20 protein-coding genes are annotated in these 25,023 nt (G+C 66.3%); 6 read left to right on the top strand and 14 right to left on the bottom strand.

The features are described 5' to 3' along the window. Window positions 1-44: 44 nt before the first annotated feature. The 7 genes from sigX to ppsA all read right to left on the bottom strand — a co-directional run bounded on the left by sigX (window position 45) and on the right by ppsA (window position 6,936). Window positions 45-635, bottom strand: a complete 591-nt coding sequence (gene sigX, locus AC3B6A_RS10680; RefSeq protein ID WP_488402620.1) for an RNA polymerase sigma factor SigX — start codon at window positions 633-635, stop codon at window positions 45-47. Window positions 636-706: 71 nt separating this feature from the next. Next, a complete protein-coding gene (locus AC3B6A_RS10675; protein WP_488402619.1) occupies window positions 707-1,531 on the bottom strand; it encodes a mechanosensitive ion channel family protein in 825 nt (274 codons plus the stop codon). A gap of 2 nt (window positions 1,532-1,533) precedes the next feature. Further along, window positions 1,534-1,782, bottom strand: coding sequence for a CrfX protein (locus AC3B6A_RS10670; RefSeq protein ID WP_488402618.1), 249 nt, complete (start codon window positions 1,780-1,782; stop codon window positions 1,534-1,536). Window positions 1,783-1,836: 54 nt separating this feature from the next. Beyond that, the gene (gene cmaX / locus AC3B6A_RS10665; protein WP_488402617.1) at window positions 1,837-2,835 is read right to left on the bottom strand and encodes a divalent cation transporter CmaX; all 999 of its coding nucleotides are present in this window, start codon (window positions 2,833-2,835) and stop codon (window positions 1,837-1,839) included. Window positions 2,836-2,929: 94 nt separating this feature from the next. Next, window positions 2,930-3,418, bottom strand: coding sequence for a ribonuclease E activity regulator RraA (gene rraA / locus AC3B6A_RS10660; protein ID WP_090262113.1), 489 nt, complete (start codon window positions 3,416-3,418; stop codon window positions 2,930-2,932). Between the two features lie 105 nt (window positions 3,419-3,523). Further along, window positions 3,524-4,498, bottom strand: coding sequence for an alpha/beta fold hydrolase (locus tag AC3B6A_RS10655; protein WP_488402616.1), 975 nt, complete (start codon window positions 4,496-4,498; stop codon window positions 3,524-3,526). 65 nt (window positions 4,499-4,563) lie between these two features. Then, window positions 4,564-6,936, bottom strand: a complete 2,373-nt coding sequence (gene ppsA / locus AC3B6A_RS10650) for a phosphoenolpyruvate synthase (RefSeq protein ID WP_488402615.1) — start codon at window positions 6,934-6,936, stop codon at window positions 4,564-4,566. 165 nt (window positions 6,937-7,101) lie between these two features. Between ppsA and ppsR the strand changes: the two genes are divergently transcribed. From ppsR to AC3B6A_RS10620, 6 genes are all read left to right on the top strand, one after another. Next, window positions 7,102-7,920, top strand: coding sequence for a posphoenolpyruvate synthetase regulatory kinase/phosphorylase PpsR (ppsR, locus tag AC3B6A_RS10645; protein ID WP_488402613.1), 819 nt, complete (start codon window positions 7,102-7,104; stop codon window positions 7,918-7,920). Between the two features lie 156 nt (window positions 7,921-8,076). Further along, window positions 8,077-9,690, top strand: a complete 1,614-nt coding sequence (locus AC3B6A_RS10640) for a DUF3300 domain-containing protein (RefSeq protein WP_488402612.1) — start codon at window positions 8,077-8,079, stop codon at window positions 9,688-9,690. 10 nt (window positions 9,691-9,700) lie between these two features. Continuing rightward, a complete protein-coding gene (locus AC3B6A_RS10635; protein ID WP_488402611.1) occupies window positions 9,701-10,591 on the top strand; it encodes a DUF2950 domain-containing protein in 891 nt (296 codons plus the stop codon). 251 nt (window positions 10,592-10,842) lie between these two features. Then, window positions 10,843-11,379 carry a retropepsin-like aspartic peptidase RloA gene (gene rloA, locus AC3B6A_RS10630; RefSeq protein ID WP_488402610.1) on the top strand — a complete coding sequence of 179 codons (537 nt, stop codon included), beginning with the start codon at window positions 10,843-10,845 and terminating at the stop codon, window positions 11,377-11,379. A 4-nt stretch (window positions 11,380-11,383) separates the two neighbouring features. After that, window positions 11,384-12,916 carry an osmotic stress tolerance membrane protein RloB gene (rloB, locus tag AC3B6A_RS10625; protein WP_488402609.1) on the top strand — a complete coding sequence of 511 codons (1,533 nt, stop codon included), beginning with the start codon at window positions 11,384-11,386 and terminating at the stop codon, window positions 12,914-12,916. A 3-nt stretch (window positions 12,917-12,919) separates the two neighbouring features. Next, on the top strand, window positions 12,920-13,906 hold the full coding sequence (locus AC3B6A_RS10620) for an alpha-L-glutamate ligase-like protein (protein WP_488402608.1): 987 nt from the start codon (window positions 12,920-12,922) through the stop codon (window positions 13,904-13,906). 242 nt (window positions 13,907-14,148) lie between these two features. Here the strand turns inward: AC3B6A_RS10620 and AC3B6A_RS10615 are convergent, their stop codons facing one another. From AC3B6A_RS10615 to AC3B6A_RS10585, 7 genes are all read right to left on the bottom strand, one after another. Further along, entirely contained in the window at window positions 14,149-15,333 is a 1,185-nt protein-coding gene (locus AC3B6A_RS10615) for a MalM family protein (RefSeq protein WP_488402607.1), read from the bottom strand. An 11-nt stretch (window positions 15,334-15,344) separates the two neighbouring features. Further along, window positions 15,345-16,943, bottom strand: coding sequence for an outer membrane protein transport protein (locus tag AC3B6A_RS10610; protein WP_488402606.1), 1,599 nt, complete (start codon window positions 16,941-16,943; stop codon window positions 15,345-15,347). Window positions 16,944-16,961: 18 nt separating this feature from the next. Then, window positions 16,962-17,966 (bottom strand): transporter, encoded by a 1,005-nt coding sequence (locus AC3B6A_RS10605; RefSeq protein WP_488402605.1) that lies wholly within the window; start codon window positions 17,964-17,966, stop codon window positions 16,962-16,964. A 48-nt stretch (window positions 17,967-18,014) separates the two neighbouring features. Beyond that, the gene (locus AC3B6A_RS10600; RefSeq protein WP_488402604.1) at window positions 18,015-18,776 is read right to left on the bottom strand and encodes a C39 family peptidase; all 762 of its coding nucleotides are present in this window, start codon (window positions 18,774-18,776) and stop codon (window positions 18,015-18,017) included. A 74-nt stretch (window positions 18,777-18,850) separates the two neighbouring features. Further along, the gene (locus tag AC3B6A_RS10595) at window positions 18,851-19,291 is read right to left on the bottom strand and encodes a DUF6160 family protein (protein WP_488402603.1); all 441 of its coding nucleotides are present in this window, start codon (window positions 19,289-19,291) and stop codon (window positions 18,851-18,853) included. Between the two features lie 230 nt (window positions 19,292-19,521). Continuing rightward, on the bottom strand, window positions 19,522-22,245 hold the full coding sequence (locus AC3B6A_RS10590; protein ID WP_488402602.1) for a winged helix-turn-helix domain-containing protein: 2,724 nt from the start codon (window positions 22,243-22,245) through the stop codon (window positions 19,522-19,524). Next, window positions 22,246-24,954 carry a winged helix-turn-helix domain-containing protein gene (locus AC3B6A_RS10585; RefSeq protein WP_488402600.1) on the bottom strand — a complete coding sequence of 903 codons (2,709 nt, stop codon included), beginning with the start codon at window positions 24,952-24,954 and terminating at the stop codon, window positions 22,246-22,248. It lies immediately after the preceding gene. Window positions 24,955-25,023 lie beyond the last annotated feature (69 nt).

The raw sequence follows: 25,023 nt of genomic DNA, 5'->3' as shown, positions 1-25,023 counted from the left end.
AAGTTTATCAGAACTTCCCGGCCATAGAGACAATATTTACCAAACTAAGATTCCGTCACACCGGAAAACTTTTCGCGCAGTCGATCGAGTGCACGCTTATAGCGCATCTTGGTAGCGCTCAGCCCCATGTGCATGATGTCCGCGATTTCCTGGAACTCCAGTTCCGCCACGAAGCGCAGCACCAGGATTTCCCGATCAATGGGATTGACATGCACCAGCCAACGATCTAGCCCGCCGCGCTCCTCCACTTTCGGGGCCTTCTCTTCGGAGGCCTCCTCAATCGGATCCAGACTCAGCGCATCGAGCAATCGGCGTTTGCGCCGTTCCTTCCGATATTGGGTAATGCACTCGTTGTAAGTGATGCTGTAGAGCCATGTCTTGAACTTCGATTTACCCTCGAAGTTCTTCAAACCATACAGAACCTTCAACATGACCTCTTGACACACATCATCGGCGTCCCGGTCATTGCCCAGATATCGGGCGCAGACATTGAACAGCGTGCGCTGGTAGCGGCGCATCAGCTCTTCATAGGCCCGGGTCACGTGGAACAGTTCCACGTGAGAGCGCTCCACCAGCTCCTCGTCGGTGAGCTGGCGCGGGTCGTAGCGCAAGGGCAGTGATTGCGGCGTATTCAAGTCGGGTCGGGCCAGGTCATGTCAGCGACCGATGCGCTCCAGGGAAGCGGCATCGGCGATCGGTCATCATCTCAGCGACTGGTCACGCGCTGATCGAGCAGGATGCGGTTGGCGATGGACACCAGCTCCCCCTCCTCCGTCAGCAGGATAGTCTTGATGGTCCCAATTTCCTCGATGATGCCTTCGACATCCGCGACTTTCACTTGCTGCCCGACCTGATACAGCTCACGCACGTAAATGCCCGCGATGATCTGGCCGGCGACTTCGCGGCTGCCCAGCCCGAGGGCGAGCGCCGCCGCCAGGCCGATGGTGATCAGCACGATGGCGATGATGTAGTTGAGCAGGTCGGTCTTGACCTCGAGCTGGCCGATGGCCACCGAGATGCTGATGATGATGACCAGCCACTGGGCGACGCGCCCCAGGCCGCTGGAGTATTCGAGGCCGACACCGTCGGCCGCGCCGCGCACCAGGCTGTTGGCCAACTGGGCCAGGAGGATGCCGACGATCAGCACCAGCGCCGCGCCGAAGACCTTCGGCAGGTACAGCGCGAGCATGTCCAGGGTGGCGGAAACGCGCTGCAGCCCCAGCGATTCGGCGGCGGAGACCAGGAACACCAGCAGCACGAACCAGTAGATGATCTTGCCGATCAGGGTCGAGACCGGCACCTGGATGCCGGCGCGGGACATCAGCTTGGTCAGGCCGGTGCCGGCCATCAGGCGATCCAGGCCCAGCTTGGCCAGCAGCTTGGACAGCAGCGCGTCGAGCAGCTTGGCGACGATGAAGCCGAGCAGCACGATCACCAGCGCCGCGAGCAGGTTCGGAATGAACCCGGCCAGCTTGCCCCACAGGGTATTCATGGCGGTCAGCAGGCTTTGCGTCCAGATGTCGAATTGCATGTTCAATCGGCCTTGTCAGCGGAAGGGGCGGAATTCTGCGCGCGACGCGAGACGGGCGCAAGATGCAGGGCGCCGCGACTGACGCCAATCGACAGCGCTTCCAGCCAGTGGCCCATCATGCTGAACAGATCGCCCGCGCCGACCTGGCGGTTGGCGGTCTTGAGCACGCGGTCCAGGCGCGAGTCGTCGCCCGGCTGCTCCGGCGGCATCTTCAGCAGATCACGCAAGGATTCTTCAAATGGGTCGTGCATGCGCACCTCGCCTGTGTGAGGTGCTTGACGCCCTCACCGCCTCAAAAGTCACACCTAGAGCCAACGCAGGCGGCGGAAAATCCACCACTGGAACGCCGCGATGCCGCCGATCAACAGGCAGGCCACCACGAATCCGTAGGGCGCCTGCGCCCCGGGAATGCCGCCGACATTGATGCCCAGAAGCCCCGTCACGAAGCTCATGGGCAGGAAAAAGCCGGTGATGATACCAAGCAGATACATGGTCCGGTTCATCCGCTCGGTGATTCGACGATGTTCGGCCTCCTGGATCAGGCTGATGCGCTCGCGGATCAGCTCCAGTTCCTCCAGGTTGCGGGTCAGGCGGTTGTACAGCTCGTTCCAGTAGTCGGCGTCGTCGGCGACCGTCCAGGACAGCTTGAACTTGATCATCTGCGCGTAGATGTCGCGCTGGGGCGAGAGATACCGCCGCAGCCCCGCCGCCCGCCGGCGCAGGGTGCGCAGCTGGTGCTGGTCGGGAATGCTGCGCTCGTCCTCCTCGATGGCCTCCTCCATGGTGTCGAGCTGGTCGGCCAGGCCGCCGACCAGCGTATCGACCCGGTCGGTGAGGTAGTGCGCCAGGTACAGCACCACTTCCGAGGCGGTCTTCGGGCCGCGCCCGGCCTCGAGGTCGGTGCGCAGGTCGGCCACCGCCCTGAGCGGGCGCAAACGCATGGAAATCACCCGCTGCGACTCGGCATAGACACGCAGCGACACCATGTCCTCCGGCATCGCCCCGGGGTTGAGGTTCACGCCCCGCAGGAACAGCAGCAGGCGCTCGCCGCCCAGATCGACCAGCCGCGGGCGGGTCGCCTCCTCCAGCAGCAGGTCGCAGGCGAACTCGTTGAGCCCGCTGGCCTCGCGCAGCCAGCTCTGCGCCTCCGGAACGCCGCGGTCCCAGTGCACCCAGAGGCTTTCCTCCGGCTTGAGGTCCAGCAACGGCAGCTCCTTGCGGGATATCTCCCGCGCGCCGCCACGCCCATCGAGCACGAAACCGTCGATCAGGCCGCGCTCGCTGCCACCTTCGTATGCCTGCATGCCCTCTCCCACGCCCGCGCCTTCGGGCGCTCCATGAAAAATGCCGGAAGCCTTCGCTTCCGGCATTGACTCGAACCGAGGTCGGAGGTTCGCCTTATTCCGGCATTTTCAGCGCCTGGGGCGAGACGATGATGCCGTTGTTGTCGGCATAGACGAACTCGCCCGGGCGGAAGGTGATGCCGCCGAAGGTCACCGCCACGTTAAGGTCGCCGATGCCGCGCTTGTCGGTCTTCATCGGGTGGCTGGCCAGCGCCTGCACGCCCAGGTCGGTCTGCGCGATCACGTCGACGTCACGGATGCAGCCGTACACCACGATGCCTTCCCAGCCGTTCTTCGCCGCCTTCTCGGCCAGCATGTCGCCCAGCAGCGCGCGGCGCAGCGAGCCGCCGCCGTCCACCACCAGGACCTTGCCCTTGCCGTCCTTCTCGACCTGCTCCTTGACCAGCGAGTTGTCCTCGAAGCACTTGATGGTGACGATCTCGCCACCGAAGGAGTCCCGCCCGCCGAAGTTGCTGAACATCGGCTCGACGACCTGGACCAGCTCCGGGTAGGCATCGCACAGATCGGGGGTGACGTAATGCATGGAGACGCTCCTATTGAAGAAAACGGTTAAGGCAATCCGGCCCTGGCGTGACCGAAAGACTCACTGGCGTCACAGTCTACCCGCTACGGCGCCGGCGCGGAACGCTCAAGCCTGCGCCAGAGCGCCCTGCCCGGCCGGCAACGCACCCTGTTCCAGCCAGTGCCGCAACAGCGGCCAGACTTCACGCTGCGCGCCCTTGCTGATCAGCATCTCGACGTGTCCGTAGTCTTCGGAGAATCCGTGCCGCCGGCCCAGATGCAGGTATTCCCGCACCTCGGCGCCGAACTGCTCCAGCAGCATGCGGCAGGCCCAGGCCGGGTCCTGGTGATCGCCGTCGGAGGCCACCGCCAGCACCGGCACCCTGACATTCTGCAACCCGCCCCACCAGTCGTTGTCCTTCTCGCCGAAACGGCCGAACAGGCTGTACCAGCGCAGGGTTTCCAGCGCCAGGCCGAGCGGCTCGTCCTCCGGTCCGCGCTTGAGCCGGGAACCGGACAGGCCGCCCATACGCTTGAGCAACAAGCGCCCGCCCCAGACCACCGGCGGCAGCTTGAGCGGCCAGTAGGTGCGGCTGATCTGGCTGCCGCACAGCACGACGCTGGCCGCCTGGTCTTGCTCCAGGTAGCCGCCACCCAAGGCGGCCGCCAGGGTGATTCCCCCCAGCGAATGGCCGATCCAGTGCGGCACCTGGCCGCTCTGCTCGACGACGAAGCCGGCGATGGCCGGCAGGTCGAAGCGCGCATAGTCGGCCACGCGGTTGCGGTCATAGTCGTCATTGCGCGGCGACAGGCCGTGGCCGCGCATTTCCGGAATCCACACGTCGAATCCGGCGCGCGCCAGGTAAGGGCCGAAACCGATGCCCTTGGGCGAATACCAGAAGCGCCGGTTGGAGAAGCTGCCGTGCAGGAGGATGACCGGCACGCCACGCGCGCCGTCGCGGAGCCCGAGGCGGGTCAGGACCAGCTCGACGCTGGAATCGGGGCTGTTGCCCGGCTTGAGGCGGTATACGTCCTCGGTGAGGTCACCGCGGAACTCTGCGCTGAGGAGCGCAACGGGGAAGAGTCGACTACTGCTTTGCATGGAATCGCTTGCACAAAAAAGGGCGGGTGAAATCACCCGCCCTTTTCAGGATGGTTGAGGAACCGTCAGGACGGCTGGCCTTCGGCGAGGAAGAACCAGGTGTCGAGGACCGAGTCGGGGTTCAGCGACACGCTCTCGATGCCCTGCTCCATCAGCCACTTGGCGAGGTCCGGGTGGTCCGACGGGCCCTGGCCGCAGATGCCGATGTACTTGCCGGCCTTGTTGCATGCCTGGATGGCGTTGGCCAGCAGCTTCTTGACCGCCGGGTTACGCTCGTCGAACAGGTGCGCGACGATGCCGGAGTCGCGGTCCAGGCCCAGGGTCAGCTGGGTCAGGTCGTTGGAGCCGATGGAGAAGCCGTCGAAGAACTCGAGGAACTCGTCGGCCAGCAGGGCGTTGGACGGCAGTTCGCACATCATGATGACGCGCAGGCCGTTCTCGCCACGCTTGAGGCCGTTGGTGGCCAGCAGGTCGACGACCTGGGACGCCTCGCCCAGGGTGCGCACGAAGGGCACCATCAGCTCGACGTTGGTCAGGCCCATCTCGTTGCGGACCCGCTTCATCGCGCGGCATTCGAGTTCGAAGCAATCGCGGAAGGATTCGCTGATGTAGCGCGAGGCGCCGCGGAAGCCGAGCATCGGGTTCTCTTCTTCCGGCTCGTAGAGCTTGCCGCCGATCAGGTTGGCGTATTCGTTGGACTTGAAGTCCGACAGGCGCACGATGACCTTCTTCGGCCAGAAGGCCGCGGCCAGGGTGCTGACGCCCTCGACCAGCTTGTCGACGTAGAAGCCGACCGGATCGTCGTAACCGGCGATGCGCTTCTCGACGCTGTCCTTGATGTCCGCAGGGAGGCTTGCGAAGTTCAGCAGCGCCTTGGGGTGCACGCCGATCATGCGGTTGATGATGAATTCCAGGCGGGCCAGGCCCACGCCTTCGTTCGGCAACTGGGCGAAGTCGAAGGCGCGGTCCGGGTTGCCGACGTTCATCATGATCTTGAACGGCAGCTCGGGCATGGCGTCGACCGAGTTCTGGCGCACGTCGAAGCCCAGTTCGCCTTCGTAGATCAGGCCGGTGTCGCCTTCGGCGCAGGATACGGTCACGCGCTGGCCATCCTGCAGGACGGCGGTGGCGTTGCCGCAGCCGACGACCGCCGGGATGCCCAGCTCACGGGCGATGATCGCCGCGTGGCAGGTACGCCCGCCGCGGTTGGTGACGATGGCGCTGGCGCGCTTCATCACCGGCTCCCAGTCCGGGTCGGTCATGTCGGAAACCAGCACGTCGCCCGGCTGGACCTTGTCCATCTCGGAAACGTCGTGGATCACCTTCACCGGACCGGCGCCGATGCGCTGGCCGATGGCGCGGCCTTCCACCAGGACCTTGCCCTTTTCCTTGAGCAGGTAGCGCTCCATCACGGTGGCGCTGGTGCGGCTCTTCACGGTCTCGGGGCGGGCCTGGACGATGTACAGCTTGCCGTCGTCGCCGTCTTTGGCCCATTCGATGTCCATCGGACGCTGGTAGTGCTTCTCGATGATCAGGGCCTGCTTGGCCAGCTCGATCACTTCGGCGTCGGTCAGGGCGAAGCGGGCGCGGTCGGCCTTCTCCACGTCGACCACCTTGACCGACTTGCCGGCCTTGGCTTCTTCACCGTAGACCATCTTGATGGCCTTGCTGCCCAGGTTGCGACGCAGGATCGCCGGACGGCCGGCTTCCAGGGTCGGCTTGTGCACGTAGAACTCGTCGGGGTTCACCGCGCCCTGCACCACGGTCTCGCCCAGGCCGTAGGCGCCGGTGATGAACACCACGTCACGGAAGCCGGACTCGGTGTCCAGGGTGAACATCACGCCGGCGGTGCCGGTTTCCGAGCGGACCATGCGCTGCACGCCGGCGGACAGGGCGACCAGCTTGTGGTCGAAGCCCTGGTGCACGCGGTAGGCGATGGCACGGTCGTTGAAGAGGGAGGCGAAGACTTCCTTGGCTGCGCGGATCACGTTGTCCACGCCGCGGATGTTCAGGAAGGTCTCCTGCTGGCCGGCGAAGGAGGCGTCCGGCAGGTCTTCGGCGGTCGCCGAGGAGCGCACGGCGACGGCCATGTTGTCGTTGCCGCCGGCCATCTCGGTGAAGGCCTTGCGGATGTCGGCGTCGAGCTGGGCCGGGAATTCGGCGTCCATCACCCACTGGCGGATCTGCGCACCGGTCTTGGCCAGGGCATTCACGTCATCCACATCGAGAGCGTCCAGCGCAGTATGGATGCGATCGTTAAGGCCGCTCTGCTCGAGGAAGTCACGGTAGGCCTGGGCGGTGGTGGCAAAACCACCCGGCACGGAAACACCGGCGCCGGCGAGGTTGCTGATCATTTCGCCCAGGGATGCGTTCTTGCCCCCCACACGTTCGACATCATGGACGCCGAGCTTATCGAGGGAAACTACGTACTCTACCAAGGTGATCTCTCCACTGAGGTGTTGGAAAAGGTCGTACAGGCCGGCGCGGTGCCACTCGTCTGGCCCAGGCCAGAAAAATGAGTAAGAATGCCCCGGCAAAGGGCCTTGCAAACGCGCGGCCTATCATAGCCAAGAAACGTTCCTACCTTAAGGCCCGCCGCACATATGAAACGAACTGCATTCTTCATTTCCGACGGCACCGGCATTACCGCCGAAACCCTCGGCCAGAGCCTTCTTGCGCAGTTCGAGAACATCAACTTCGTCAAACTGACGCGACCTTACATCGATACCGAAGAAAAAGCGCGCGTCATGGTACAGCAAATCAATACCGCTGCCGAGGCGGACGGGCTGCGCCCGATCATCTTCGACACCATCGTGAACCGCGAGATCCGTTCGGTACTGGCGCAGTCCAACGGCTTCATGATTGACATCTTCTCGACGTTTTTGTCCCCGCTCGAGCAGGAATTATCCTCGGATTCGTCGTATTCCGTCGGAAAATCCCACAGCATCGGCCATAACTCCAACTACATGGAGCGCATCGATGCGGTCAACTTCGCCCTGGACAACGACGACGGCGCCCGCACCCACTACTACGACAAGGCCGACCTGATCCTGGTGGGCGTATCGCGCTGCGGCAAGACCCCCACCTGCCTTTATATGGCACTGCAGTATGGCATCCGCGCGGCAAACTACCCGCTGACCGAGGAAGACATGGAGCGCCTGCAACTGCCCAACGCGCTCAAGCCCTACAAGCACAAGCTGTTCGGCCTGACCATCGACTCGGACCGGCTCACCGCCATCCGCAACGAGCGCAAGCCCAACAGCCGCTACGCCAGCTTCGCCCAGTGCGAGTTCGAGGTGCGCGAGGTGGAGAGCCTGTTCCGCCGCGAAAACATCGCCTACATCAACTCGACGCATTTCTCGGTGGAAGAGATCTCCGCCAAGATCCTGGTCGAGAAAGGCGTGGAACGCCGGCTCAAGTAACCGCCGCGACCTCGCAACCCCTCATCGACGGCCGGTCTCAGCACCGGCCGTTCGACTTTCGGCAGCCTCTCGCCAACGCGCCTATCATTCTGTGGACCCGCGATTCGCCCGCAGCATTTTCATGGATCGGGCATTCATTCGGCACAGGAGAGCGCCATGCGAGAATGTCAGCGTCTGGTTCTGGTCGCCTTGCTGGCATTGGCCGGCTGTGATTCGGACGAGCCGCCCAACGCCAAAGCCATCACTCCCACCACCCCGCCGGCCAGCCAGCCCGCCGCCGCAGCGCCCGCGCCCTCCGCACCGGCACCTGCAGCCGCCCCCGTGAGTGCCGCGCCTCCAGCCACGTCCGCAACGCCCTCCCAGGCGGTGTTCACCGCCGAACAACTCGACCAGATGCTCGCGCCGCTGGCGCTGTACCCCGACTCCCTGCTGGCCCAGGTGCTGATGGCGAGCACCTACCCGGGCAACGTCGCCGATGCGGCAGCCTGGTCGAAGGCCCACCCCGGCGTGACCGGCGACGAAGCCGTGAAGCAGGTGGCCGACCAGCCGTGGGACCCGAGCGTGCAGTCGCTGGTGGCCTTCCCCGTGGTCCTGGCCACGCTCGAGCAGGACCCCGCCTGGGTGCAGCGCGTAGGCGATGCCTTCCTGGCCCAGCCCGACGCGGTGATGGACTCCATCCAGCGCCTGCGCCGCCAGGCCCAGGCCGCCGGCAACCTGCAGTCGAACGAGCAGCAGACCGTCACCATGAAACCGGCCGCCCCACCCGCCTCCGGCGGCGACACGGTGGTGGTGCAACCGGCCCCGGCGCAGACGATCGTCATCGAGCCCGCCAACCCGCAGGTGGTGTACGTCCCCAGCTACAACCCCAACCAGGTCTACGGCACCTGGGCCTACCCCGCCAGCCCGCCGACCTACTACCCGCCGCCACCGCAATACGAATACCCCGTCGCCACCGCACTGGCCACCGGCCTGGCGTTCGGCGCCGGCATCGCCATCGTCAACTCGCTGTGGGGCGACTGCGACTGGGACGACCATGAGATCGACGTGGACGTTGAGCACTACAACAACTTCAACAGCAACCGGAACGTGAACCGCAATGTGAACCGCGAGCTCAACGGCAATCGCGCCACTTGGCGGCACGACCCCACCTATCGCAACGGCGTGCCCTACCGCGACGCCGCCAGCCGCGAGCAGTACAGCCGCCGGCTGGCCGGCGCCGAGCAGCGCGAGGCCCTGCGCGGCTTCGACTCCGCCCGCGCGCAGGAGCGCTCCCGGGCGCGCGAAAGCCTTGCCCAGCGCGGCATCGCCCCGCCCGCGGCGAACAATGCGCAGGCGCGCGAACGCGCCCAGGCCGCCACCCGCGACCTGCGGGACAATCCCCAGGCCCTCCAGCGCGCCCAGCAGGCCAACCGCGAATTGCGCGACAACCCGCAGCAGGCCCGCGAGCGGGCGCAGGCCGCCACCCGCGAACTGCGCAGCGATCCACAGGATCGCCAGCGTGCGGCACAGAACCGCAGCGCACAGTCGCAGCAACGACCACGGGCGCAGAACAACGCACAGGTCCGCGAACAGGCCCGCCAGCAGCACGCCAGAACCCAGGCGCCGCGCAACAACGCCTTCGCCGGCGCCAACAACCCGACGCAATCCCGCGCGCTCGCCAACCGCGGACAGGCCAGCCGCGCCGCCGCCAGCCGGCCGCAGGCGGCACGCGCCGGGCAAACCGTGCAACGTCCCGCCCGCGCGCCGTCCGGCGGCGGACGGCGCAGATAGGAGACCGCTCATGCATGTCGCATCGCGCGTACTCGCGCTTGCCCTCCTGGGGGCGCTGCCCTGCGGCCTGATGGCGCAGGAAACCTTCCCCACCCCCGAAGCCGCCGCCGACGCCTTCATCGTCGCGCTCGGCAGCCAGAAGGCCGATCCCGAACGCCTGGCCGCCCTGCTCGGCAAGGACTGGCGCAGCTACATCCCGCCCGAAGGCATCGACCGCGAGGAGGTGGACGCCTTCCTCGCGCACTACCGGGACAAGCACCAGATCGAGAAGGACGGCCCAGACCGCGCCCATCTGGTGGTGGGCAACGATCCCTGGACGCTGCCCCTGCCCATCCTGCACGAGAAGAAAGGCTGGGCATTCAACGCCAGGGCCGGCGGCGAGGAAATCCGCATCCGCCGCATCGGCCGCAACGAAGAAGCGGCGGTGAGCGCCGTGCAGGCCTACCACGATGCGCAGATGGACTTTGCCGAGACCGACCGCAATGACGACGGCGTACTGGAATACGCGCAGAAGTTCGTCAGCAGCGACGGCCGCCACGACGGCCTGTACTGGCCGGAAGAGGAAGGCGGCGAGGAAAGCCCGCTCGGGCCCCTGTTCGGCGACGAGCTCCCGGGCGACGGCTGGCATGGCTACCACTACCGGATACTCACCGCCCAGGGCCCCTCGGCGCCCGGCGGCGCCTATGACTACCTGATCGGCGGCAAGATGACCCGCGGCTTCGCCCTGGTCGCCTGGCCGGTCCGTTACGGCGACAGCGGCGTGATGAGTTTCATGATCAGCCACGACGGTGAGATCTTTTCCAAGAACCTGGGGCCGGATGGCGGAAAAGTCGCGCTGAAAATGAGTCGTTTCGACCCCGACAGCAGCTGGAGCGAAGTCGCCGTGCCGGAAACACCCTGAGCGACCGCGCAATCCGGCCGGGCTCGGGAACAAGGTCCCGGGCCCGGCCGGAACGGGCGCGCGGTCACGTAGCCGGGACAAAAACCCTGCCAGGTCGCCAACCGACTGTCGCCACTTAAAATCCACATGATAGAATCCGGCGCTTCATTGCCTGGCGCGCCCAGGCCCCGCCTGGTGGCAGTCCGGCCGCTGCCGAACGAGCGAGAACCCACTTTATTCAAGGCTTTGCGGCCACCCACTCATCCAGACCCATGAGATTCCAGCCCACTGCCCTGCTGCTTTGCATCCTCCTGTGTTCCGGCGCCGCCGCTGCTGCCGGCAAGACGGTCTACGGCCTGAACGAATACGCCCGCATCGACGACCTGAGCCTGGAGGTGGCCGCCAAGCTCGACACCGGCGCCAAGACCGCCTCGCTCAGCGCCCGGGACATCAAGCGCTTCAAGCGCGACGGCGAAACCTGGGTGCGCTTCTACCTCGCCACCGACACCAGCGACAGCCAGCCGATCGAGAAGCCGCTGGCGCGCATCAGCAAGATCAAGCGCCGCCATGGCGACTTCGACCCCGACGAAGACAAGGCCTATACCGCGCGTCCGGTCATCGAACTGGACGTCTGCATGGGCAAGACAAGACGCAGCATCGAGGTGAACCTTACCGACCGCAGCGCCTTCCAATACCCTCTTCTGATCGGCTCCGACGCCCTCAAGCGATTTGGCGCCCTGGTCGATCCGAGCCTGAAATACGCCGCCGGCAAGCCCGGCTGCCAACCCGTAGCGAAAACTGCCGAGTAACCCCATGCGCTCTCTTACCCTGCATCTGAAGGTCCTGATCGCCATCCTGGTGACGCTGGGCGTCGCGATCACCGCCTACCAGATCTTCGTCCTCGGCATCCCGATGACCGAAGCCGAGACCGACGACCTGTGGAACATCGACGCCAAGGTCGAGTTCATCGCCACGCCGAAGACCCCGGTGAAGGTGCAGATGTTCGTGCCGCCGCTGACCCAGGACTACGTCAGCCTCAACGAGAGCTTCGTCTCCAACAACTACGGCGTGGGCATCAACCGCGCCGACGGCAACCGCAAGGTCACCTGGTCCTCGCGCCGCGCCAACGGCCAGCAGACCCTCTACTACCGCCTGGTGCTGACCAAGCGCTACGCCGGCGCCAACGAGAAGCCCAAGGAAAAAGGCCCGATCTTCCGTGACAGCCTGCCCCTGGAAGGCCCGGAAAAGATCGCCGCCGAAGCCCTGATCGCGCCCATCCGCCAGCATTCGGCGGACGTCGAGACCTTCGTCAGCGAAGCCATCAAGCGCGCCAACAACCTGGCTGACGACAACGTCAAGCTGCTGCTGGCCGGCGACACCAGCCTGGAAAAGCGCACCTATGTGGTCGAAACCCTGCTGGCGCTGGCCCACGTGCCGCTGGAGCGCGTGCACACCCTGCGCCTGGTGGCCAACCAGCCGCAGCAGCCCGAGCTCTGGCTGCGCAGCTTCAACGGCAAGGAGTGGCTGTACTTCAACCCGGAGAGCGGCGAGCGCGGCCTGCCCGCCGACCGCCTGATCTGGTGGCTGGGCGACGAAAGCCTGCTGTCCATCGAGGGCGGCAAGAAGGCCCAGGTCAGCTTCAGCCTCAACAGCAGCGAGATGAACGCCATCCACCTGGCCAAGCTGTCGGACGAGAACACCGACGCGGCCTTCCTCGAGTACTCGCTGTACGGCCTGCCGCTGTCCACCCAGCAGACCTTCCAGATCATGATCATGATCCCGTTCGGCGTGCTGGTGATCCTGGTGCTGCGCAACCTGATCGGCATCCAGACCCTGGGCACCTTCACCCCCGTGCTGATCGCCCTGGCCTTCCGCGAGACCGGCCTGCAGTGGGGCATCGGCCTGTTCACCGTGATCACCGCGCTGGGCCTGTCGCTGCGCTCCTACCTCGAACACCTGAAGTTGCAGATGCTGCCGCGCCTGTCGGTGGTGCTGACCTTCGTGGTGGTGATGATCGCCGCCATCAGCCTGCTCAGCCACAAGCTCGGCTTCGAGAGCGGCCTGTCGGTGGCGCTGTTCCCGATGGTGATCCTGACCATGAGCATCGAGCGCCTGTCGATCACCTGGGAAGAGCGCGGCGCCGCCCACGCCATGAAAGCCGCCATCGGCACCCTGGTCGCCGCCGCCCTGGCGCACATCCTGATGCGCATACCGGACCTGGTGTACTTCGTGTTCACCTTCCCCGCCGTACTGCTGATCCTGGTGGCGTTCATGCTGGCGATGGGTCGCTACCGCGGCTACCGCCTGACCGAACTGTTCCGCTTCAAAGCCTTCCTCAAGGAATAAGCCATGTTCGGCCTGATCAAGCGATGGAAAGCCCTGAGCGCCCTCGGCATCATGGGCATCAACCGGCGCAACGCGGACTACGTGCTCAAGTACAACCAGCGGCACCTGTACCCGATCGTCGACGACAAGATCATCACCAAGCAGCGCGCCATCGAGGCCGGCATCCATGTGCCGGAGCTCTACGGCATCATCTCCACCGAGAAGGAGATCGAGCGCCTGCCGGAGATCATCGGCGAGCACAACGACTTCGTGATCAAGCCGGCGCAGGGCGCCGGCGGCGACGGCATCCTGGTGATCGCCGACCGCTTCGAAGGGCGCTACAAGACGGTCTCCGGGCGGATCATCAGCCATGAGGAAATCGAGCACCAGCTGTCGAGCATCCTCACCGGCCTGTACTCCCTCGGCGGCCACCGCGACCGCGCGCTGATCGAATACCGCGTCACCCCCGACCAGATCTTCAAGAGCATCAGCTACGAAGGCGTGCCGGACATCCGCATCATCGTGCTCAAGGGCTACCCGGTGATGGCCATGCTGCGCCTGCCGACCCGCCAGTCCAACGGCAAGGCCAACCTGCACCAGGGCGCCATCGGCGTCGGCGTGGACCTGGCCACCGGCATGACCCTGCGCGGCACCTGGCTGAACAACAAGATCGCCAAGCACCCGGACACCACCAACGCGGTGGACGGCGTGCAGCTGCCCTTCTGGGACGGCTTCATGAAGCTCGCCGCCGGCTGCTACGAGCTGTGCGGCCTGGGCTACATCGGCGTGGACATGGTGCTGGACCAGGACAAGGGCCCGCTGATCCTCGAACTCAACGCCCGCCCCGGCCTGAACATCCAGATCGCCAACGACTGCGGCCTGACCCTGCGCACCCACGCCGTCGAGGCGCACCTCGCCGAGCTGGAGGCCAAGGGCGCGAAGGAGACCGTGGAAGAGCGCGTGCGTTTCTCCCAGGAGCTGTTCGGGAACGTGCGGCCGAAGGAAATCTGAGGCGCCCTGCCCCATGAAAAAGCCCGGCGATTGCCGGGCTTTTTTTGTCGCGCCTGTCCCGGCTCCCGTAGGAGCGGAGCTTCTCCGCGATCCGCCAGCAGGCGGTCTGGCTTTTTCGCGGACAAGGTCCGCTCCTACGAGAGCATGGGGCCTGTAGGAGCGAGCTTGCTCGCGAACGGATTTCCCGGCGACTTCGGCGCCAGGCGATTCGCGAGCAAGCTCGCTCCTACGAAGAGCACGGGTCAGCGCACGACGGCCAGCTCGAAGCCGCCCTGGTCGCCGTGCGCGCGCACCTTCATCCCCGCCTCGTTCACCGCCAGGTCCTCCAGCGGGCGCTTGTAGGGCTTGTTGTCGAGGGTCTGCAGGCTGCGGTCCTCGTCGGTGGTGAGCAGCAGCACGTAGCGCTCGCCCTGGTTGGCGCGCACCGGCACCGTGCCTTCGATGAAGGCGTAGCGGTACCAGGTCTCCGGGTTGAGCTTGTACACCGCGTCGCTCACCAGGCGCGTCGGGCGCTTGCGCTCGTCGAGGAACAGCAGCGACGGGTACACCACCTGATGGTTGGCGAAGCTGCGTACGCGCAGGCCGTAGACCCGCTGCGAACTGGGCAGCTTCATCGCCACGAAGTAGCTCTTGCCCATCGGGAAGTCGAAGCTCGGGGAGAACCTGTTCAGCTCCTCGTAGCGCGGCTCCTCCGCGCTCAGCTCGGTGAAGTCGCCGTCGGCCATCTGCTCGCAGCAGCGGCGCTGGAGGTCCTGGTAGAGATCGTCGAGGGTCTTGCCGCTGCCCTTGAGCAGCGCCTTCATGGCGTCAGTCTGCTCGCCGCTGCCGTCCAGGCCGGGCAGGTCCGCCGGGCGCGACTTGAACTCGATCTGCCGCCCCTCGGTGTAGGCGACCTTGCCGCCGCCCGGCTCGCCCCGGCGGAACGCCTCGGCGCGCTGCTCGGCGCTGATCGGCGAGTTGTGCATGCGGCCCTGTTCGTCGACCCAGGTGTAATACGGATTGCCGTTCTCGCTGCGGACGAAGCCCTTGTCCTCGTAGGCCTCGGCGTCGATGTACTCGGCGGAGTGGTCGCCGTTGGGCAGCACGTAGTCGGCGCGCCCCGGCGGCACCTGGCCGGCGGCGTAGAAGCTGTTCTGCAGGTTGCCCTGGGCGTCGACCCAGGTGAAGTAGCGGCGCTTGCTCTCCCCGGCCGGCTGGGTGCCCGGCCACTGGGTGCCGGACGCGTCGAGCTGGCGCGCCCGGTCGCTCTGGTCGATGCGCCTGGCGGCCTGGCGCTGCTGCTGGCTGAAGCCGGCGTCGACGAAGGTGTTGTGCACCTGGCCCTGGTCGTCCACCCAGGACAGGTAGCGGCCACTGGCGGCCTGCGCCGCCGGGGCGGCCAGCGGGGCGGCGATCAGGCAGCTCATCAGCAGGGTCAGCGTGCGCATGTGCGAGGCCCTCAGAAAGTCGTCCGGTAGGTCATGGCGAAGATGTAGGCCTTCACCGTGGTGTCGACGTCGAGCCCGGCGTAGGGGTTGTACACCAGGTTGTCGATGCCGGTGCAGTTCAGGTTGCAGCTGGTGCCGGCCTTGATGCTCTGTTTGGAGACGAAGTAGTTGAAGCCCAGGTCGATCACCGTGTCCTTGTCCCACTGGTAGCCCAGGCCGAGGCCGTAGAGGTCGGCGTCGCCGATCGGCACCAAGGCGTCGGCCTTGTCCTTGGGGATCGCCGAAGGGCGGTACTCGTAGCCGGCGCGCAGTTGCAGGCGGTCGTTGACGTCGTACTGCACGCCCATGGCGTAGCTCCAGGTGTCCTGGTAGCCGCGGTCGAGGATGATGCTGTGGTCGGTGGCGCTGCCGGGCGCGAAGTTCTTGGCGATGCGCAGCAGGTCGAGCTCCCGGTCGAACTCGATCTCCAGGTTGTTCCAGTCGCTGTAGTCGGTCCACTTCAGGTCGAAGTTGAACTGCCACTTGTCGAACGGGCGCAGCTTGATGCCGGTGGAGAAGCTGTCCGGGTTGACCATGTTCAGCGTCGCCACGCCGTGCTCCTCGTCGGCGTTGCCGTAGGGGAACAGCGGGCTGAGGAAGGCGCCGAAGATCGAGTTCTGCAGGCCCGACCAGAAGCCCTGCCAGTCCTGGGTGTAGTCGACCCGGTACTTGCCCTTGAGGTGCATGCGCGACTCGCTCTGGTAGGTCGCGCCCCAGGCGAACCAGTCGTAGGGCTCCCAGAGGATGCCGAGGTTGTAGCTCGGCGAGAGGCTCTGCTGCATGTCCAGCTTCAGGTTGGCCAGCGAGTCGTAGGGGCCGATGCGCCCGCCGCAGACGTTGAACACCAGCTCGACGATCTCCTGCGCGCCCGGCACGCAGGTGGTGTCGTGCAGGGTCTGCAGCAGGCCGGTGAGCAGGCCGGGGTTGCGGAAGTCGGTGTCCAGCGCCATCGCCTGGTGGGAGAAGCCGATGGACAGGCCGACCGAGAGATCGTCGTTGACCTCGTAGCCCAGCGAGGGCGAGAAGTAGGTGATGCGCTGCAGCGAGACCCGGCGCCCCTGGTAGCGCGCCGGATCGCTGTCGGAATCGCGCGAGTAGCCCAGCGCCTGCGGTGCGTAGACGTTGGTGGCGAAGGTGAACTTCGACCCTGGCGGGTTGATCGACAGCCCCGCCAGCGGCGCCACCAGCAGCGGCATGTCGGTCATCCCGCCGAGGCCCGGCAGGTACATGGTCGGCGTCAGGGTGCGGCTGCTGCTGTTGGCCACCGGGTCGTCGTCGAGGCCGAAGGCGGCGTCGCCATAGTTGGGCGGCGCGGTGAAGTCGGCGCGGATGTCCATCACCCCGGTGACCAGCTTGAGCTGGGTCTGCCGGCCCTTGAGCTTGGTCAGCGCGGCGGGGTTGTAGTGCACCGCGTCGATGCCGGTGGAGTCAGCGGTGACGGCGTTGGCCATCGCCATGGCCTTGGGGTTGCCGATGGTCAGGTCGTTGGCCAGTTGGGCGCCGGCCAGCGACGACCAGCCAAGACTCACCCCTGCCATCGCCAGCGCGAGTGGCGAAATGCGCATTGTCATGTGCTGCTCGCTCGTCGGTTACTGGGCCTTGAGGCCTTGGATATCCAGGGGAAGGGAAAGCCCCAGCAGTACATCCGGCGAGTCTTCGGTCAGACCGAAACCGGCGTTCACGTTGACGATGTAGTCGGGCGACGTTCGCAGGCCGAGCGAGAAGTTCATGATCGCGCTGGTCTGCTCGGGCGCCTCCACCGTGCGGTCGTTGAAGTAGTACTTGTTCTTCATCGAGTAGGCCATCTGGTAGGAGGTGGCCAGCGAGACGTCGTAGGACAGCGCGTAGGCCATGCCCATGGCGAAGTTGAGGGTATCGCCGGGCACCACCTTCTCCAGTTCTTCGCCGTACTGGTTCTGGTGGATGTCGTCGACCTGCATGGCGTAGGTGTAACCGAGCGAGCCGTAGAGCACGACCGGGTCGATCACGTAGGACATGTTGGCGCCCACGCCCAGGCTGTAGTAGCCGTTGCCGGTGGAGACGTCGTCCTCCACGTCCATGTCGTAGGGGCTGTCGCCGGTGGGCAGGCCGAGGGTGGCGTAGAGGGTGGTGACCGGGCGCCCGCGGCGCGACTCCCAGGGTTGCCAGCGCAGGGTCCCGGAGATGTCGCCCAGGCTGTAGGCATGGATGTCGCGTTCGGTGTCGTACTTGGCCACGAACGGCAGGCGCATGCTGAAGGTCAGGTTGTCCCAGATGCCGTAGTCGAAGGTGAAGGAGTTGGTGAAGGTGTGCTGCGCCTCGCTCTGCGCCAGCACGCTGTAGATGTTCTGGCCGGAGCGCACGGCCTGGATGCGGGTGTCGCGCATCAGCGCGTAATCGAAACCGTAGGTGAGCTGGCGCTCGCCCTTCTTGAGCAGGGTGTAGCTCTTCTCGGTGGCCTGGAACACCTGTTCCAGTGCCTTGGCGCTGTCGGCGTCGGTGTCCTTCTTGGCCAGCGCATCGCGCGCATCGGCGGGCGACGCATCGTCCGCCACGGCGGCGGTGCTGACCAGCAAGGCCAGAGCAGCAGCGCTCGCAAACCCCTTCAAATCCATCTCGCTATCCCCTGGTCTTGTTCTTATTCGTCCGGGCCGATCAGGCAATCATTTGCGGCGGATGTACTGCACATCCCCGCCAGAGGCGGCCTCGCCGATCTGGTTCTGGGTGAACTTGCTCATTTCCGGGAACTCCCGGAACGCCAGCAGGCTGACGGTGCGGTCATCCACCAGGCGCAGGTCGGCGTCCTTGAGCGCCAGGGCATTCCTGGGCTCCTGGCCACTGGGGTAGATGACGAACAGGACGTTCTGGTCCCAGATATCCTCGAAGCGGGCGCGGGTGAAACTGATGTTGCCCAAGGCGGGATCGGCAACGAAGACGTGGTCGTTGTAGACGTCGCGGACCACGACGAAATGCTTGAAGCCGGCATAGTGGATCGGCACCAGCGCCGGGTGTTCGAGCGAGTCCAGGTCGGAGAACTCGGCACGGAAGCCGCCACTCTTGTAGCCGAGCGCGGCGGCATAGCGCTTCATGTCCAGAAGCGAGAATCCACGGCGCTGGACGATCTTGTCGGCCTCGCCGTACTTGATCAGGCCCTCCATGACCTGACGTTCTTCCAGGTTGCGCCCCAGGTAATAGTCCAGCAGCGTGGTCAGCGCCGCCGAGCCGCAGCTGTAGTCGTAGGCCTGGTGGATGACGTTGCGGAACTGCACCTGGCTCATCGGTTCGAGCTGCACCGATTCGCGAAACGGACCATTGGGCGTGAGCGGCTGCGAGATGTTCACTGTGCCCTGCTGTTGCGGCCTGGTATCCACGGCCTGGGTAAATCCGAACAGCCCCAGCAGGCTTCCCAGCAGAATCTCGAACATCCACCCCTCCTCGATCGGGAAAAGCCTTGCCGGCTGGACGCCGGCAAGGCTCGCCTGGAACTACGCGCGGCCGATCAGTGACCCCAGATGCGGACCTGGGAACCGGCCAGGTTCAGGTTGGAAACGGTCAGCGAACCGATGCTCGCGCCGGTGGCGCCGACCTTGACGGCATCGACGGTGACGTCGCCGGTCACGCTCGGCAGGCCCAGTTGCAGTTGCTGGGTCGGAGTGGAGCCGATGGTAGTGGTCACCACGTCGACGGTCATCGGGGCGTCGTCGGCGATGGTCACGCTCGGCAGGTGGATGCCCTGGAGCACCAGGGAACCGCCGTTGGTGTCGGCGTCGGTGTAGGTGACCGCGCCGATCTGGGCATTGAAGGTACCGGCGATGCTGATGCCGTCCTGGCCGGTCACGCCGGACAGTGCGGCGTCATCCATGGACTTCATGTCGGCGTGAGCGAGGAACGGAGTAGCCAGAACTGCACTTGCAAGAACCAGTTGCTTGATTTTTTTCATTGTTATTTCTCTCCAGTGTTCAGGTGGGTTGCCCCCAGGCCCTGCAAGGGGCGTCCTGCCCCGCTGCAGATCGACCGGCTACGCCGGTCCTCCAGACCCGCGGCTGCTTCCCTAGGCGCAGCGGGCATGGATTCGTGAAGCACCAGGCTTCGCGTCCTGATCTCCAAGCTACTGACCCGCCCCCCACCTGCCAGCCCATCCAAGGGATGGCGCAAAGCCGACCCTCCCGCTCAGGCTTCGCTGAGCAATCCCAGGCTCTTGCCCTTGAGTACCGCCTGGGTCCGGCTGCGCACGCCGAGCTTGGCGAACAGGTTGTGCAGGTGCCACTTGATGGTGGCCTCCGAGAGATGCACCGCCTGGGCGATATCGCGGTTCGACAAGCCCGCCGCCACCAGCCGCAGGATCTCCCGCTCGCGGTGGCTAACATCCTGATTTTCATCGAAACTTTCAGGATCGACGGAGAGCCTCCGGCACTGCTCGCGAAGCAGTTCCGCCACGCCCTGCCAGGCCGCGGCGCGCTTCGGCTCGGCGACCTTCCAGGCCTCCCACAGCGGCAGCAGCCACAGGGCGTCGTCCTGGAACAGCCGGCGGTAGCCCAGGTTCCAGGCTTCCTCCAGCGTCGGCGCGAACAAGGCGAAGGCCTTTTCGCTGTTACCTTTCTGCCAGAAGGCCACAGAAAGTAACAACGACAGACGCAGCCGCCGGTCGCGCTGGAAGGGCGAGGTATAGCTCGCCAGGCAGGCCTCCAGACGCTGCTGCGCGCGCTCGGCATGGCGCTCGGACAGCGCCAGCCGCGCCTCGGCCATCACCAGCGCGGCCTGGGCGTCGGCGTAGCGCTCGGCGCTGAGCCCGGAGAGATGCCGCGCCAGTTGCAGGCACACCCGCTCCGCCTCGTTCGGCCGGCGCATCCACAACAGCAGCTGCACCTTGCAGCTCATCGCCAGCGCATTGACCCGTTCATAGCCCGGCGACTGCAGGCCAACCAGCCATTCGTCGAGCTGGGCCAGCCCCTGCTCCGCCTCGCCGGCGAAGAAACGCGCCCTGGCCATCACCAACTGGCCGCGGCTGAGCAGCTCCACCGGCGTGGCGACATCGCGCCAGGTGGTCGCCAGCGGCAGTTCGGCGAGGATCGCCGCGTGGCGGTCCTGCTCGTAGAGAATGTCCGCGTAGGCCAGCGACAACGGCCCGCCGACCCGGCTGCGGCGGCCGAACACCCGCTCCACCCGGCTGCGCGCGCTCTCGGCGATGGTGCGGCCGCGCTCCAGCTCGCCGCGCTCCCGGCAGATCAGCGCCTCGATCATGCTCGCCACCACCTGCAGGTATTCGCTGTCGGCCATGCGCAGGCATTCCCGCGCCACGCCGATGGCGCTCGCCGCCTCGGCGTAGTCGCCCAGCAGCGCGTAGGCCGCCGCCTGGATGCACGCCAGGCTGGCGCGGAACACCGGCTGGTTGCCCGGCACCAGCGCCAGCCACTGGCGGGACACCTTCAGGCTGGCCTCCAGCTTGTCCTGGTAGAGCAGCACCAGCGCCTTGAGCACCTGGGCCACCGCCAGCAACTCGGCCAGGGCGAAGTTGCGCACCTTGCCCTGCCCCTGCAGCAGACGGACGCTGAGTTCCTCGATCAGCGCCTCGGCCTCGGCGAACTTCTGCTCGAAGGCCAGCTGCCAGGCATAGAAGATCTGGAACACCGGATGCTCGCGGATCACCTCCGCGGGAATGCTGCCGAGCATGCCGAGGATGCCGTAGACGCGGTTGCCGGCGATCAGCCGGGCGCCCTGGCGCTCCAGCAGGTCGGCGGCGAAGCCGTAGTCGCGCGCCCGCAGCGCATAGCGGATCGCCCGGTCGGCCATGTCGCGGCTCTCGCACCAGCGCGCGGCGGCATGCAGCAGCGGCGCCGGGTCCGCGTGGCGGGCCAGCCGGCCCTGGAGGAACTCGGCGAACAGGTGGTGATAGCGGAACCACTCGCGCTGGTCGTCCAGGGGGATGATGAACAGCTGCTCGTTCTGCAGCCGCATCAGCATGTCCAGGCCATCGCGGCGGCCGGTCAGCGCGTTGCACAGCTCGGCGTTGAACTCCTCCAGCACCGAGGTCTGATCGAGGAACTGCTGCAGCGATTCGGGCAGGCTGCGCAGCACGTCTTCGGTCAGGTAATCGGCGAGATCGCGCTCGGAGCCGGAGAGCCCCTTGAGGAACGCCGTGCGGTCCGGGTGCCGCGCCAGCGCCAGCGCCGCCAGGTGCAGCGCGGTGATCCAGCCCTCGGTGCGCTTGTGCAGCAGCCGGAGCTCGGCGTCGCTGAGCGACAGCCCCTTGAGCTCGGTGAGGTAGGTGTCGGTCTCTTCGCGGGTCAGGCGCAGGTCGTCGCCGCTCAGGCAGAAGGACAGCGGCGCGAGCGCCGGTTCGTCGACCAGGAAGCGCGGGCGGTAGCGGGTGCTGGTGACCAGCCGGACGTTGTCTGGCAGGTGCTCGATCAGGTAGCGCGCGCCCAGGGCCAGCGCCGGGTGGCGAATCCGGTGGAAGTCGTCGAGCAGCAGGTACAGCGGGCCGTCCAGGCGCCGCAGGTCGGCGAGGAAGGCATCGAGGATGCCCTCCAGCGGCAGGGCCACGTCCGAGCGCAGGAGGTTCGAGGTGTTGGCGCCGAAGCCGTCCTCGACGCTGTTGATGCTCGCCACCAGGTACTGCACCAGCCGCTGCGGCTCGCTGTCGCCCTCGTCGCAGGACAGCCAGGCCACCCGCGCCCCGCTCTCTTGCAGGCGCTGGCGGAACAGGCTGAGCGCGGTGCTCTTGCCGAACCCCGCCGGCGCGCTGAGCACCAGCACCCGCTGCTGGCGGGCGGCGAACAGCCGGTCGATGAGCGCACGGCGCGGCAGCAGCAGGCTGCTGTCGGTGCGCGGCGGGAACAGTTTGGTACGCAGCAGCGGCATCGGCGGCTGCGGCAGGGAAGTCAGGGTCGTCATTCAGAGCAGACTCAGCTCGCGGGCACGGCGGATCGCCTGGGTGCGATTGCGCACCTTGAGCTTCTCGTAGATGTTGTGCAGGTGCCATTTGACGGTGCCGAGGGCCAGCGCCAGCTGCCGGCCGATCTCCTCGTTGGAGAGCCCCTGCGCGGCCAGGCACACCACCTCGCGCTCGCGGTCGGTCAGACCTTCCTCCAGCGCTTCGGGCGACCTGCGTGCTTCCTGCCCCGGCCAGACGCCCAGCAGGCCGCGGATGAACGCCTGCAGGGCCGGTTGCCGCTCGGTGGATTCGAGCTGCTGCAACAGCTGGCGGATCCCCTCGCCTTCTTCGATGAAGAGGCTCCGCACCCCTTCCCGCTCGGCGCCGACCAGGCATTGCCCGAGCAGGCTCAGGGAGCGCTCCTGGTAGCCCAGGCGCTGGTAGCTCAGCGCCGCCAGCAGGTCCAGGCGCAGGCGTTGCAGGCCGTGCCAGCCCGGCTGCAGCATGCCGCGCAGCTGGGTGATCTCGTGCAGCGCCTCGCTGAAATGCCCCCGCGCCTGCAACAGGCGCACGCGGCTGATGCCCAGCACCCAGAGCACCGGGTTGAACGGCATCTGCTTGTAGTGACTGGCCAGTTTCTGCCAGTCGATGGCCTTCAGGCGCTGCTCGGCACGCTTGCAGCGGTCGGCGGCCGGCTCCTGCAGGATCAGGTTGATCTCCTCGCCCACCGCCATGGCGAAGAAGCGCCAGGAGTGGTTGCGCGAGGCCAGGGTCTGCATCAGCCCGAGCGTTGCCAGCGCCTCCTTGCCGCGCCCCTGCAAGCGCTGGATGCGCGCCAGGCACTGCATGCCCTGGGCGTAGAGGTCGATCGGGTTGATCACGTCGACACGTCCCAGCGCCCAGCGCAGGCGCTCTTCGAGTCCGTCGATGTCGGTGCGGTAATAGGCGGTCAGCGCCTCGGCGATGGTGGGCAGCGCCAGGGCCTGGGAGCGCTTGTCGAACAGCGGCATGGCCTGCTGGCGGAGGCGCTCGATGAGCAGTTGGGCCTGCTTGACCTGGCCCTGCTCCAGCGCCAGCAGCACTTCGATGGTGCACAACTGCATGTGCAGGTAGCGGCCGTCGAGGAAATGGTTGCGCTGCTGCGCCAGCCCCATCAGCCGCCGCGCCTGCTCGGCCTGCCCGCGCACCACCTGGGCGAAGGCGGCGACCAGCAGGACCGCGCCTTCGAGGAAGGCGGAATTCTGCCCCAGCTGGCTCTCCACCCGCCGGGCCAGGGTGATGCATTGCTCCAGGTCGTCCTTCTGCAACGCCAGCACGGCCTTGACCGCCAGCGCGGAAAGATACTGGTCGCCCATCGGCCCGCCGCCCTTGTGCTCGCCCCAGCGCGCCAGCAGCTCGTCGATCATGCGGTTGGCCTCGGGCAGGCTGAGCTCCGAGGCGCGGGTCCAGACGTCGGCGAGCACCAGGATCGGGTAGCGCGCGGCGATCTCGTCCGGCACATGCCGGCGCCAGCGCGAGATCAGGTACAGCTGGCCGCGGTTGATCAGCTCCAGGCCGCAGCCATCCACCAGCGCGGCGAGCATCTCCGGGTCCTCGGCCAGGCACGCGTGCTCGATGGCCAGGGTCGGCATGTGGTGGTTGGTGAACCACAGGCTGGCGTTGAAGTGCAGTTGCTTGAAGCGTTCCGGATCGCGCTCGCGCAGGCGCGCGCGGAGGAAATCGGCGAACAATTGGTGAAAGCGGTACCACTGGCGGTCGCGGTCCAGCGGCAGGAGGAACAGCTGCATGCTGTCCAGATGCTCCAGCAGCGCCTGGCCGTCCTGGCGGCCGGTCAGGGTGTTGGCCAGGTCGCCGCTCAGGCGGTTGGCGATGCCCAGCGCCAGCAGCGCATCCTGGATGTCGCCCGGCAGACGCTCGAACACCGCCCGCAGCAGGTAATCGCCGACCGCGGCCTTGTCGCTGCTGAGCGGCTTGAGGCACTCGGAAGCCCCCGGCTGCTGGCGCAGCCACAGGCTGACCAGGTGCACGCCGGCCATCCAGCCTTCGGTCTGGCTGTGCAGGTTGTGCAGGCAGGCGTCCTCCAGTTGCAGGCCGTCGCGGGCGAGGTACTGGCGGGTTTCGTCCTCGCTCAGGCGCAGCTCGTCCTGGCCGATCTCCAGCAGCAAGCCCTTGGCGCGCCAGGTGGCGAGGTTCAGCGGCGGTTGCGAGCGGCTGCCGATGGCCAGGGTGAGCCCGGGCGGCGCGTACTGCACCAGGCGGTTGAGGCCGGCGAAGACATCGGCGTGACTGATCGCATGCAGGTCGTCGAGCACCAGCAGGACCTTGCGCTCATCGCGCGAGAGGTCCATCAGCAGGCTTTCCATCACCGCCACCACCGGCACGCGCATGGTGTTCTGCAGGTAACCCAGGGCGTCCTCGCCGGTGCCCGGCAAGGCCCCGGCCAGCGCCTGGATGAGTTTCAGGCAGAAGCGGCCGGGGTCGTCGTCCTGTTCTTCGAGCGAAATCCAGGCGACGGTATGGCCGTCCAGTTCGCGTGCCCTGGCCAGCGCCGCCAGGGCGGTGGTCTTGCCAAAACCGACCGGCGCGGTGAACGACAGAACGGGGGAGTAAGGATGGCGATCCAGAGCGTTCTGGAGTCGGGGACGAATCAAATAATCAGCAGGCACCTGGGGGGGTGTTAATCTGGAGCGCAGAAGGCTGCCGGCTGCGGGTTCGAGCACTAAATCCACGGCCTGTATCCCTATGTCATTATCATTGTGGTACGGAGCATAATCTCCGCGGGATAATTCAATTCTTAG

It is taken from the genome of Pseudomonas sp. B12(2026) (assembly GCF_057767015.1).
Note: the sequence above shows the minus strand (reverse complement) of the source record. Positions and strands in the feature narration are given on the sequence as shown.

What these genes read in the sequence shown, in the direction of transcription:
- rraA (WP_090262113.1), bottom strand. Translation starts at nt 3,418, where the DNA reads ATGCATTACGTCACCCCCGATCTGTGCGATGCCTACCCGGAGCTGGTC.
- AC3B6A_RS10640 (WP_488402612.1), top strand. Translation starts at nt 8,077, where the DNA reads ATGCGAGAATGTCAGCGTCTGGTTCTGGTCGCCTTGCTGGCATTGGCC.
- AC3B6A_RS10595 (WP_488402603.1), bottom strand. Translation starts at nt 19,291, where the DNA reads ATGAAAAAAATCAAGCAACTGGTTCTTGCAAGTGCAGTTCTGGCTACT.
- AC3B6A_RS10590 (WP_488402602.1), bottom strand. Translation starts at nt 22,245, where the DNA reads ATGACGACCCTGACTTCCCTGCCGCAGCCGCCGATGCCGCTGCTGCGT.
- cmaX (WP_488402617.1), bottom strand. Translation starts at nt 2,835, where the DNA reads ATGCAGGCATACGAAGGTGGCAGCGAGCGCGGCCTGATCGACGGTTTC.
- AC3B6A_RS10605 (WP_488402605.1), bottom strand. Translation starts at nt 17,966, where the DNA reads ATGGATTTGAAGGGGTTTGCGAGCGCTGCTGCTCTGGCCTTGCTGGTC.
- rloB (WP_488402609.1), top strand. Translation starts at nt 11,384, where the DNA reads ATGCGCTCTCTTACCCTGCATCTGAAGGTCCTGATCGCCATCCTGGTG.
- AC3B6A_RS10610 (WP_488402606.1), bottom strand. Translation starts at nt 16,943, where the DNA reads ATGACAATGCGCATTTCGCCACTCGCGCTGGCGATGGCAGGGGTGAGT.
- AC3B6A_RS10620 (WP_488402608.1), top strand. Translation starts at nt 12,920, where the DNA reads ATGTTCGGCCTGATCAAGCGATGGAAAGCCCTGAGCGCCCTCGGCATC.
- AC3B6A_RS10670 (WP_488402618.1), bottom strand. Translation starts at nt 1,782, where the DNA reads ATGCACGACCCATTTGAAGAATCCTTGCGTGATCTGCTGAAGATGCCG.
- AC3B6A_RS10655 (WP_488402616.1), bottom strand. Translation starts at nt 4,498, where the DNA reads ATGCAAAGCAGTAGTCGACTCTTCCCCGTTGCGCTCCTCAGCGCAGAG.
- AC3B6A_RS10635 (WP_488402611.1), top strand. Translation starts at nt 9,701, where the DNA reads ATGCATGTCGCATCGCGCGTACTCGCGCTTGCCCTCCTGGGGGCGCTG.
- rloA (WP_488402610.1), top strand. Translation starts at nt 10,843, where the DNA reads ATGAGATTCCAGCCCACTGCCCTGCTGCTTTGCATCCTCCTGTGTTCC.
- AC3B6A_RS10600 (WP_488402604.1), bottom strand. Translation starts at nt 18,776, where the DNA reads ATGTTCGAGATTCTGCTGGGAAGCCTGCTGGGGCTGTTCGGATTTACC.
- AC3B6A_RS10675 (WP_488402619.1), bottom strand. Translation starts at nt 1,531, where the DNA reads ATGCAATTCGACATCTGGACGCAAAGCCTGCTGACCGCCATGAATACC.
- ppsR (WP_488402613.1), top strand. Translation starts at nt 7,102, where the DNA reads ATGAAACGAACTGCATTCTTCATTTCCGACGGCACCGGCATTACCGCC.
- AC3B6A_RS10615 (WP_488402607.1), bottom strand. Translation starts at nt 15,333, where the DNA reads ATGCGCACGCTGACCCTGCTGATGAGCTGCCTGATCGCCGCCCCGCTG.